We start from the raw sequence: 669 nt of genomic DNA on the forward strand, positions 1-669 counted from the left end.
ACCCGTCTCCTCGGCTGCGCCAGCCACGCCTGAGATGTTGCTGGTCACCTCACCGGTGCCCATCGCAGCCTGGCTGACGTTACGCACGATCTCCTGGGTGGCCGCGCCCTGCTGCTCGACGGCAGCCGCGATCGACGTCGCCACACCGCTGATCTCGCGGATCCGCTCGGTGATGCCGCCAATCGATGTGACGGCCTGGCCTGTCGAGGCTTGGATACGGGCGATCTGACCCGAGATCTCACTCGTGGCCTTGGCCGTCTGCTCGGCGAGTGCCTTCACCTCGGAGGCGACGACGGCGAAGCCCTTGCCGGCAGAGCCAGCCCGTGCGGCCTCGATGGTGGCGTTGAGCGCCAGCAGGTTGGTCTGTCCGGCGATGGTCGAGATTAGTCCAACCACGTCGCCGATCCGCGCCACCGCGGCACTAAGCTCGTGCACCAAAGCACCTGTCTGATCCGCTTCGTGCACGGCAAGCTGTGCTAGTTCAGCCGAGCCAGCGACCTGCCGGCTGATCTCCTGCACCGACGAGCCAAGCTCTTCCGCTGCGGCCGCCACGGTGTTGACGTTGCTGGCAGCCTCCTCGGCCGCTGCTGCAACCGTGGTCGACTGACTGGCCGTCTCGGTCGCGGTGGCCGTCATCGTCTGTGCTGTCGCCTGCAACTCGGTGGCGGA

Annotated in this window: 1 protein-coding gene; it reads right to left on the reverse strand. The window is 67.1% G+C overall.

What is annotated here, in order from left to right; all coding sequences use genetic code 11:
- The coding region (locus MKL11_RS01365) for a methyl-accepting chemotaxis protein (protein ID WP_243939582.1) at window positions 1-669 on the reverse strand (669 nt) is incomplete at both ends.

The sequence above is a fragment of the Methylobacterium sp. J-077 genome, from assembly GCF_022829365.1.
Classification (GTDB): Bacteria; Pseudomonadota; Alphaproteobacteria; order Rhizobiales; family Beijerinckiaceae; genus Methylobacterium.